At 74.1% G+C, this 11,279-nt stretch carries 1 protein-coding gene; it reads left to right on the top strand.

The features are described 5' to 3' along the window. Nucleotides 1-11,269, top strand: an 11,269-nt coding sequence (locus PJ985_RS22575; RefSeq protein ID WP_443033570.1) for a type I polyketide synthase, incomplete at its 5' end; no start/stop codon positions are given. Between the last annotated feature and the right edge of the window lie 10 nt (nt 11,270-11,279).

The raw sequence follows: 11,279 nt of genomic DNA, 5'->3' as shown, positions 1-11,279 counted from the left end.
TGCCTTCGACGTGCGCCGGGCCGTCGAGGCCTTCCGCTTCGTCGGAGGGGCCGAGCACATCGGCAAGGTCGTCCTCACCATGCCGCGAGCACTCGACCCCGAGGGCACCGTGCTTGTCACCGGTGGCACCGGTGCGCTCGGCGGGCTGATCGCCCGACGCCTGGTCACCGGCCACGGCGTGCGCAGGCTGCTGCTCACCAGCAGACGGGGTCCGGACGCCGAGAACGCCGCCGGCCTCGTCGCCGAACTCGCCGGTCTCGGGGCCGAGGCGACCGTGGTGGCCTGCGACCTCACCGACCGCGACGCGCTTGCCGCCCTGCTTGCCGCCGTGCCCGCGCAGCACCCGCTCACCGCCGTCGTCCACGCGGCGGGCGTTCTCGACGACGGACTTGTCGAATCGCTGACCCCGGACCGGCTGCGCACCGTCTTCGCACCCAAGGCGGCGGCGGTCACACTGCACGAGCTGACCGCAGGTGCCGACCTGGCGGCCTTCGTCCTGTACTCATCCATGTCGGGCACCTTCGGCAGCGCCGGACAGGGCAACTACGCCGCGGCCAATGCCTTCCTCGACGCACTCGCGCACCGGAGACAGGCCGAAGGGCTGCCCGCGCTGTCGCTGGCGTGGGGCCCCTGGGCGGCGCCCGGTGGCATGGCGGACGGCCTGGCCGATGCCGAGGCAGCGCGCATCAGTCGTTCCGGCTTTCCGCTGCTCAGCGCCGAACACGGCCTCGACCTGCTCGACACGGCGCTTTCGCTGCCCGGCCCGGCCCTTCTGCCCCTGCGGCTGGACACCGCGGCCCTCACCGCGTCACCCACGCCGCTGCCGCCGCTGCTGCACACCCTTGTCCGTCCCGCCCGCCGCATGGCCGACCGGTCCGCCGCCCCCGGCGGGCTCGTCGAACAGCTTCGCGGCCTCTCCGCGGGCGACCGGGACCGGACCGTCCTGGAGCTGGTGCGAGGCCACGCCGCCGCCGTTCTCGGCTTCGGAACCGCAGAGGCGGTCGAGCCGACCCGTCCGTTCAAGGATCTCGGTTTCGACTCGCTCACCTCCGTGGAACTGCGGAACCGGCTCGGTTCGGCAGTGCACCGCAGGCTCCCGGCAACCCTGGTGTTCGACCATCCGACCCCCGGGACGCTCGCCGCGCACCTGGTGCGGGAACTTCTCCAGGAACTGGATGAGTCCGTCCCTCCCGGTCAGGCCCGTACCACCACAGACGTCAACGAGCCGATCGCCATCGTCGGCATGGCCTGCCGTTTCCCCGGCGGAGCCGATACCCCCGAGGCGCTGTGGAAGCTCGTCCACGAGGAGATCGACGCCGTCGCCGGGTTCCCCTCCGACCGGGGCTGGGACATCGACAACCTCTACGGGGACGCGGACTCCGGCGGCAGGGACACCTACGAGGGCGGCTTCCTCTACGACGCGAGCCAGTTCGACCCGGCGTTCTTCGGTATCTCCCCGCGCGAGGCGCTGGCGATGGACCCGCAGCAGCGGCTGCTGCTGGAGACCTCCTGGGAAGCGTTCGAACGGGCGGGCGTCGACCCGGCACTGCTGCGCGGCAGTTCCACCGGCGTCTACGTCGGGACCGCCACCTCCGGGTACGGGCTGGGCCGCATCGACGTGCCGGCCGGCTCACGGCCGCACATGCTCACCGGAACGGCGACCAGCGTCATCTCCGGCAGGCTGGCGTACGCCTTCGGCCTGGAGGGCCCGGCGGTCACCGTCGACACGGCCTGCTCCTCCTCCTTGGTGGCCCTGCACCTGGCGGCGCAGGCGCTGCGCAGCGGCGAGTGCTCCATGGCGCTGGCGGGCGGAGCAACCGTCATGATCACACCGAGCATGTTCGTGGACGCCAGCCAGGGCGGGGCCCTCGCGCCGCGCGGCCGGTGCCGGGCGTTCTCCGCCGACGCGGAGGGCACCGGCTGGGGCGAGGGCGTCGGCATGCTGCTCGTCGAACGCTTGTCCGACGCGCGCCGTAACGGACACCGGGTGCTGGCAGTCGTGCGTGGATCGGCGGTGAACTCCGACGGTGCGTCGAACGGCCTCACCGCCCCCAACGGGCCGTCGCAGCAGCGGGTGATCCGGGCCGCGCTCGCCGACGCGGGCCTGGGCCCCGGCGACGTCGACGCCGTGGAGGCCCACGGGACCGGCACCGAACTCGGCGACCCCATCGAGGCACAGGCCCTCATGGCCACCTACGGCCGGGAACGGGACGTCCGGCAGCCCCTCTGGCTCGGTTCGGTCAAAGCGAACCTCGGGCACACCCAGTCGGCGGCGGGCGTCGCCGGGGTGATCAAGACGGTGCTGGCCATGCAGCACGGCGCGCTGCCGCGGTCACTGCACATTTCCGAGCCCACCCCGCACGTCGACTGGGACGGGAGCGGCGTGCGGCTGCTCACCGACCGGGTCACCTGGCCGGACACCGGCCGCCCGCGCCGTGCCGCCGTGTCCTCGTTCGGCATGAGCGGCACCAACGCCCACACCATCCTCGAGTACGTCCCCGAAAAGACCCCCGCCGGACACCGGCCTGCGCCGGACGACGGTCCGGCCACGGCCACGGAGCTGCCGTGGCTCCTGTCGGCCCGCACCCCCGGCGCGCTGCGCGAGCAGGCGCAGCGGCTGAGTGAGCATCTCGATGCCCGGCCCGGCCTCGCTGATCAGGACGTGGCCCACTCGCTGGCCATGACCCGCTCCCGGTTCGAACACCGCGCGGTGCTGCTCGGCCCCGCCCGCCGCGAACAGCTTGCCGCGCTCGCCGCCGACCTTCCCGCCCCCGGCATCGTGCGCGGAGTCGCGGAGCGGGCCGGCCGCGTCGCCTTCGTCTTCCCCGGACAGGGCTCGCAGTGGCCCGGCATGGCCGACGGACTCCTCGACAGCTCCGAGCACTTCCGCCGCACCTTCCGTGAGTGTGCCGATGCCCTCGAGGCGTACCTCGACTGGTCCGTGCAGGACGCGGTCCGCCGGCTCCCCGGTGCCGCCGGCCTCGACCGGGTCGACGTCATCCAGCCCGTGCTCTTCGCGACGATGGTGTCGCTCGCCGGACTCTGGCGTGACCACGGCATCGAGCCCGAGGCGGTCGTCGGCCACTCGCAAGGAGAGATCGCCGCCGCTTACGTCGCAGGCGCCCTGTCGCTCGAGGACGCCGCCCGCATCGTCACCCAGCGCAGCAGACTGCTGTCCCGCCTGGCCGGCCGGGGCGCGATGGCCTCGGTGTCGTTGCCTCCTGACGAGATCGAGGTCCGGCTGGAAGCACGGAAGGGCACGCTGAACGTGGCCGCCGTCAACGGGGTGCGCTCGGCCACGGTCGCGGGGGACGAGACAGACCTCGACGCACTGCTCGCGGAACTGGAGGCCGAGGGGGTGCGGGTCCGCAAGGTCCGCGTCAGGGGCGCCGGCCACTCGCCCCCCGTCGACGAGGTGCGTGACGAGGCGCTCACGGTGCTGGCACCGGTCCGGTCGCACGCTTCGCGCATTCCGTTCTACTCGACGGTCACCGGCGGCGCTCTGGACACCACGGGGCTGGATGCCGAGTACTGGTTCCGCAACATGCGCCGGACCGTGCAGTTCGCGCCGGCCACCCGAGCGCTCCTCGCGGACGGCTACGGGGTCTTCGTCGAGAACAGCCCGCACCCCGTGCTCGGCGGCAGCATCCAGGAGACCGCAGAGGACGAAGGCGCCCCCGACCCGGTGACCCTCACGTCACTGCGCAGGGAGGAAGGCGGCACCGAACGGTTCGCCGTCTCGCTCGCGGAGGCGCTCGCCCGCGGCGTCGAACCCACCTGGCCACTGAGCGGCACCGCCGTCCCCCTGCCCACCTACCCCTTCCAGCGGAGCCGCTACTGGTGGGAGACGGAAGAGCCGCCCGCCGCCGAAGACGGCGCGGTCAGCGCCGAGGAGGGCCGGTTCTGGGCGGCGGTGGAGAGCGGCGACGTCGCCGCTCTGGCCGACTCACTCGGAGCGGACCACGGCCTTCTCACCCCCGCCCTGCCCGCGCTGGCCGAGTGGCGGCGGCAGTCCCGCGACCGGTCCACCGTCGGCGGCTGGCGGTACCGGGTGACGTGGCGGTCCACGGCGGCCGACCGCGGACGGCCCGCCCTGAGCGGCTCCTGGGCGATCGTCACCGGGTCCGCGCACGCGGCCCTCGCCGGCCGCCTGGCCGCACTCGTCGAAGCAGCGGGCGCGGACGTGCGCGTGGTCGGCCCGGGAGAGCTGCCCACTGACGTCCTCCTGGCCGGTGTGCTGTCGCTGCTCGCCCTGGACACCCGACCGCACCCCGAACACCCCGGCGTACCCGTCGGCCTCGCGGAGAACCTCGGCCTGCTGCGCACCGTCGTCGCGAGCGAGGCCGCCACGCCGGTGTACCTGCTGACCAGTGGCGCTGTCGCGGTCGGCCGCGCCGACCGGATGCGCGACGTCACCCAGGCGAGCACCTGGGGCCTGGGCCTGGTGGCCGGGCTGGAACGGCCCGACCAGTGGGGAGGGCTCGTCGACCTGCCGGAGGACCCCGACGACCGGGCACTCAGCCGCGCACTCGGCCTGCTCGGAGGTGACGAGGACCAGCTCGCGATCCGGCCGTCAGGGGTGTTCGCCCGCCGGATGGTCCGCGCGGACGAGGCCGCGGCGGTGCGGTCGTGGCGTCCCCGTGGCACGGTGCTCATCACCGGCGGAACCGGCGGGGTCGGCACGCATCTCGCCCGCTGGCTGGCCTACGAGGGCGCGAGCAGGCTCGTTCTCGCGGGCCGCCGCGGCCCGGACGCCCCCGGCGCCGCAGCCCTCGCCGCGGAACTGCAGGCCCGGGGCGTCGACGTGGTGCTCGCCGCGTGTGATGTGTCCGACCGGGACGCGGTCGCGGCGTTGCTCACCGAGCACCCCGTCGACGCGGTGATCCACGCGGCCGGTGTGCCGCAGGCCACGGCACTCACCGATTGCGAGGAGACGGAGCTCGCCGCCGTTCTCACCGCCAAGGTCGAGGGCGCCCGGCACCTTGACGAACTGGTCGGCGACGTCGACGCGTTCGTGCTGTTCTCCTCCGGGGCCGGTGTCTGGGGCGGGGCGGGCCAGGTCGCGTACGCCGCGGGCAACGCCGTGCTCGACGCACTGGCCCAGGACCGGCGCGCCCGCGGTCTGCACGCCACCGCGGTGGCGTGGGGAGGCTGGGCCGACGGCGGCATGGCGGACGGTGACGCCGCCGCGCAGCTGGGCAGGCGCGGTCTGCACGCCATGGACCCCCGGCTGGCCATCGGCGCGCTGCGCCAGGCACTCGACGCGGACGAGACGTGCCTGACCGTCGCCGACATCGACTGGGCACGCTTCGCTCCCGGCTACACCGCCGCGCGCCCGCGCCCGCTCATCATGGACATCCCCGAGGCCGAGGCTGCGCTCGCCGAGCCGGTTTCCCCGGCCGACGAGCCTGGTGGCGAGGACGAACTGCGGACGGCACTGCTCGCGCTGCCGCAGTCCCAGCGCGTCGGCAACGTGCTGGATCTGGTGCGGGAACAGGCCGCCGCGGCCCTCGGCTACGCCGACGCCTCCGCGATCGAGCCCGGCCGTGCGTTCCGCGACCTCGGCTTCGACTCACTCATGGCCGTGGAGGTGCGCAACCGGCTGTTCGCCGCCACCGGAAGGCGGCTGCCCGCCACGCTGGTGTACGACCATCCGACGCCCGCGGCCCTGGCCGACCACCTGCTCGCCGAGGTGCTCGGTGAGCAGGCCGGGGAGGCGGGCGCGGCGGGCGTCCGCGCCGCCGCGCCCGTCCATGACGAACCGCTCGCCATCATCGGCATGAGCTGCCGGTACGCGGGCGGAGTGGACTCGCCCGAGGACCTCTGGCAGCTGGTCATGGCGGGCACCGACGCGATGGGGCCCTTCCCCGACGACCGGGGCTGGGATCTCGACGCCCTCTACCACCCCGACCCGGACAACCCCGGCACCTCCTACGTCCGCGAGGGCGGGTTCGTCCGCGACGCCTCCCACTTCGACCCGGGGTTCTTCGGTATCTCCCCCCGTGAGGCGCTGGCGACGGACCCTCAGCAGCGGCTGCTCCTGGAAGCCACCTGGGAGTCGTTCGAACGCGCCGGGATCGACCCCTCGACCGCGCGCGGCAGCGCCACCGGCGTGTTCGTCGGCACCTCGTTCGTCGGCTACGGCCTCGGCGTTCCGCAGCCGGGCGACGGGACGGAGGGCTTCTTCCTGGCCGGCACCGGCACCGCGAGTGCCTCCGGACGGATCTCCTACACCTTCGGTCTGGAGGGGCCGGCGGCCACAGTGGACACCGCATGCTCCTCCTCCGCGGTGGCCATTCACCTCGCCTGCCAGGCCCTGCGGCAGAACGAGTGCGACATGGCTGTCGCAGGCGGCGTCGCCGTCCTCGCCACCCCCACCTCCTTCACCGAGTTCAGCCGCCAGCGCGGCCTGGCCGCGGACGGCCGGTGCAAGCCGTTCGCTGCTGCCGCCGACGGGACGGGCTGGGGCGAGGGCGTCGGCATGATCCTGGTGGAGCGGCTCTCGGACGCCCTTCGCCACGGTCACCCGGTCCTCGCGCTCGTCCGCGGAACCGCCATCAACCAGGACGGTGCCTCCAACGGTCTGACGGCGCCCAGCGGTCCCGCCCAGCAGAAGGTGATCCGGCAGGCACTGGCCAACTCAGGCCTGGAGCCCTCCGAGGTGGACGCTGTCGAGGCGCACGGCACGGGCACGGCACTCGGCGACCCCATCGAGGCGCAGTCGGTGCTCGCCACCTACGGTCAGGACCGCCCCGGCGGCCGGCCCCTGTGGCTGGGCTCGGTGAAATCCAACATCGGGCACACCCAGTCCGCCTCCGGCGTGGCGGGCCTCATCAAGACAGTGATGGCGCTGCGCCACGGCGTGCTGCCGAAAACCCTGCACATCGACGAGCCGACTCCGCACGTGGACTGGGCGAGCGGCTCCGTGGAACTGCTGACCGAGGCCGTTCCCTGGGCGCAGACCGACGGCCGTCCCCGGCGCGCGGGCGTCTCCTCGTTCGGCGGCAGCGGCACCAACGCCCACCTGGTGCTGGAGGAGTTCGCACCGGAGCCGGCCGCAGGCCCCGACAGCGGGCCGCGGCCCGAGCTCGCCGGCACGGTGGTGCCGTGGGCCCTGTCCGGCCGCACCCCCGAGGCGCTGCGCCAGCAGGCCGAACGGCTCCTCGACCACCTGGCCGAGCACCCGGGTCAGCATCCGGCGGACATCGCTCACTCGCTGGTCACCACACGCGCCGCCTTCGAACACCGGGCCGTGGTGGTCGCCGCTGACGACACGAACCGCCGGGCGGCGCTGGCAGCGCTCGCCCGGGGCGAGACCGCCCCCCACCTGGTGAGGGGCGCGGCCCGCCGGGGCCGGGTGGCGTTCGTCTTTCCCGGGCAGGGGGGACAGTGGGCGGGAATGGCGCTCGAACTGATGGACTCCTCGGAGGTCTTCGCCGCCGAGCTGTACGCCTGCGCCGAAGAGCTGGCCCACCATGTCGACTGGTCGCTGATCGATGTCCTGCGCGGTACCGGGGACACTCCACCGCTGGAGCGGGTCGACGTCACGCAACCCGCCCTGTTCGCCGTCATGGTGTCGCTCGCCGCCCTCTGGCGGGCGAACGGAGTCGAGCCCGACATGGTGCTGGGCCACTCGCAGGGCGAGATAGCAGCCGCCTACGTTTCCGGCGCGCTGTCACTCGCCGATGCTGTCCGGACGGTCGTCCTGCGCGGCAGACTCCTCCTCCCCCTGACCGGGCTCGGGGGCATGGTCTCGGTGGCCCTCCCCGCGGACGAGTTGCGCAAGCTGCTCCAGCCATGGGGCGACCGGCTTTCCGTGGCCGGGATCAACAGCCCGGCGTCCACCATCGTCTCGGGCGGGAACGACGCGCTGGACGAATTCCTCGAGGTCTGCGAGGCGGACGGCGTCCGGGCCAAACGCATCCGGGTGGACTTCAGCTCGCACTGCGCACAGGTGGAGCCGGCCGCCCGGGAACTGGCCGGACTGCTCGCCGGTATCGAGCCCGCGACGGGCACCGTCCCGTTCCACTCCACCGTCACCGGAGAACGACTGGACACCACTTCCCTCGACGGCCGGTACTGGGAGCGGAACCTGGTCAGCCCGGTCGACCTCGACCGCGGGATCAGAGGGCTGGTGGAACATGGTGCCCGGTTCTTCGTCGAGATCAGTCCGCACACCGTCCTCGCAGGCGCCATCGGAGAGATCACCGAGGACATCGACGGCCTCGAACCGGGCGACGCGGTGGTGCTCGGCTCACTCCGCCGTGACGACGGCGGGCCGGAGCGCTTCCTGCACTCGCTCGGCGAACTGCACGTGCACGGCGGCCCGGCGAATCTCACCGCTTCCCTCGCCGGCCTGCCGGTACGCGCGGTGCCCCTGCCGACGTACGCATTCCAGCGGGAGCCGTACTGGCTGGACGCCGCACAGGGCGGCCCGGGCACGGGCGACGCCGGCGCGGTCGGCCAAGGGCTCACCGGGCATCCTCTGCTGCCGGCCGCCGTGCCGCTCGCGGGCGGTGAGGGCACCGTCCTCACCGGGCGGCTGTCGACGCGCACCCATCCCTGGCTGGCCGACCACGCCGTGCTCGGCACCGTTCTGCTGCCCGGTACCGCGTTCGTCGAGATGGCGCTGAACGCCGGCGCAAGGGTGGGTACCCCGCAGATCGAGGAACTGGCACTGGGCACGCCCCTGGTCCTGGGCGCCCGCGACAGCGCCGCCCTCCAGCTCGCCGTGAGCGGGCCGGACGACGCCGGCCGCCGCGAGGTGACCGTGCACTCCAGGCCCGCCGACAACGCGGACGCACCCTGGACGAAGCACGCCTCCGGCACTCTCGCCCCCGCCGGCCCACGGCCCTCCACCGAGGACCGGCCCGCCCCCGACCTCGCTGCCTGGCCACCCCCGGGAGCCGAGCCGGTGGACCTCACCGGGTTCTACGAGGGCATCGCCGAAGCCGGCTACAGCTATGGCCCGGCCTTCCGGGCGCTGGCCGGCGTCTGGCACCGGGACGGCGAGCTGTTCGCCGAAGTACGGCTGCCCACGGATCTGTCAGGCGACGGCTTCGCCGTCCACCCGGCACTGTTCGACGCCGCCCTGCACGGCATCGGTCTGCTGCGCCTCCTGCGGGACGGGCCCGACCGGCCGTCCCGGTCCGCGGAGCTGCCGTTCGCCTGGCGCGGGGTACGGCTGCGCGGGAGGGGAGCCACAGCGCTGCGCGTACGGCTGACCGAGTCCGCCGAGGGCGTCGGGGTCGACCTTGCCGATGACGCGGGTGCCCCGCTCGGCGGGGTCGGGACGCTGGTGGCCCGGGCCGTGGGCACAGAACTGGCCGCTGCCCGTCACTCCGTGGCCGACTCGCTGTTCCGTGTCGACTGGGGGAACCCGGTGACGGCACCCGCCGCCGTGCCCGCCCGGCTCGCCCTGCTCGGACCGGACGGAGTCGGCCCGGAAGGGGACCCGTCCGGAGCCTGCGTCACCGCCGCCGAGCTCACCGGTACCGATGAGCTGACCGTGGACCCGGCGTCCGCCGATGCCGTCGTCGCCCCCTTCGCCGCCGCCGCCGGGGCGGGCGGCAGTGATCCGGCGACGGCCGTGGAGGAGGCGGTCAACCGGGCGCTCGGACTGGTGCGCCGATGGGTCACCGACGAACAGTGCGAGGACCTGCCGCTCGTGGTGGTCACCCGGGGTGCCGTGACCACCGGGGACGACGCTGAGGGCGACCTCGTGGACTTGGTCAACGCCCCCGTGCGTGGTCTGGTGCGCTCCGCCCAGGCCGAGCACCCCGGCCGGTTCCTGCTCGTCGACCTCGACCCGGACCCGGACCCGGAGGCGGGCCCCGTCGGCCTGGGTGCGGTGGTTGCTGCCGCGCTTGCCGCAGGGGAGACGGAGGTCGCGGTGCGTCGCGGACGCGTCCTCGCCCCCCGCCTCGTCCGCCTGCCCGTCCCACCGGGTGCCGACGCCGGCCTCGACACCGAGGGCACGGTGCTTGTCACCGGCGCCACGGGCACCCTCGGCCGCGCCCTCTCCCGGCACCTCGTCGAGCGGCACGGGGTGCGGCATCTGCTGCTGACCAGCCGCAGCGGCCCGGCCGCCCCCGGCGCCGACGACCTCGTCGCCGAGCTCGCCGGGCTGGGAGCGCAGGCCGCCGTCGTCGCCTGCGACGTCGCCGACCGGGCCGCCCTCGCCCGGACCCTGGCGGACATCCCCGCCGCCCACCCGCTCACCGCGGTGATCCACACCGCGGCCGTCCTCGACGACGGCGTGCTCACCGGCATGACGGCCGCCGGCGTCGCCAGGGTGCTCGCACCGAAGGTGCGCGGAGCGGTCAACCTGCACGAACTCACCAAGGACGCGGACCTCCGCGCGTTCGCCCTGTTCTCCTCCGCCGCCGGAGTACTCGGCGGCGCGGGGCAGGGCAACTACGCCGCGGCAAACGTGTTCCTCGACGCCTTCGCCGCCCACCGCCGGTCCCTCGGCCTGCCCGGCGTGTCGCTGGCCTGGGGGCCGTGGGCCGAACGCACCGGACTCACCGGCGATCTGTCCGAGGCCGACGTGCGCCGGGTGGCACGCTCCGGACTGGGGGTCCTGGCCACGGAGGACGGCATGGCCGCCTTCTCGGTGGCCTGCGCCGCCGGGCAGGCGCTCGTGGTGCCGGCGGCGTTCACCCCCGCGCTCCTGCGCGGGGGTGAAGCCGTGCAGCCGCTCCTGCGTGCCCTGGTGCCCCGGCAGGAACAGCGGATTGGTGGCCCCCACCCGCACGACCCGGCCGCTCTGCGGGCCCGGCTCACGGGTCTGCCGGAGTCCGGGCAGCGGCGGATGCTGCTCGACCTGGTCCGCGGCGAGGTGGCCGCTGTCCTCGGCTTCGCTTCGCCCGGAGCGGTCGACACCGACCGGGGTTTCCTCGAGCTCGGACTGGACTCCCTGACCGGAGTCGAACTGCGCAACCGGCTGGCCGGTTCGACCGGGCTGCGCCTGCCGGCGACGCTCGTGTTCGACCATCCGACGATCGCGGACGTGGTCCGGTACCTGCGCACCGAACTGGCACCCGAACCCGTCTCGCCGGTCGACGCGCTGCTCGCGGAACTGACCAGGCTGGAGTCCGGGCTCGCGCAGCTCGATGCCGACGCGGCCGGACGGGACCGGCTCGCCGCCCGGCTGCGGTCCCTGGCGGGCCGCTGGACCGGCGAACAGGCCGAGGAGGGGCAGGACCTGGAGTCCGCCTCGGCGGAGGAGATCTTCGATCTGCTCGACAACGAGTTCGAGACGTCGTGAGAGGACGCGA

The sequence above is a fragment of the Streptomyces sp. ACA25 genome, assembly GCF_028200735.1.
In the GTDB taxonomy this organism is placed as follows: domain Bacteria; phylum Actinomycetota; class Actinomycetes; order Streptomycetales; family Streptomycetaceae; genus Streptomyces.
This window is presented reverse-complemented; position numbering and strand designations above follow the sequence as displayed.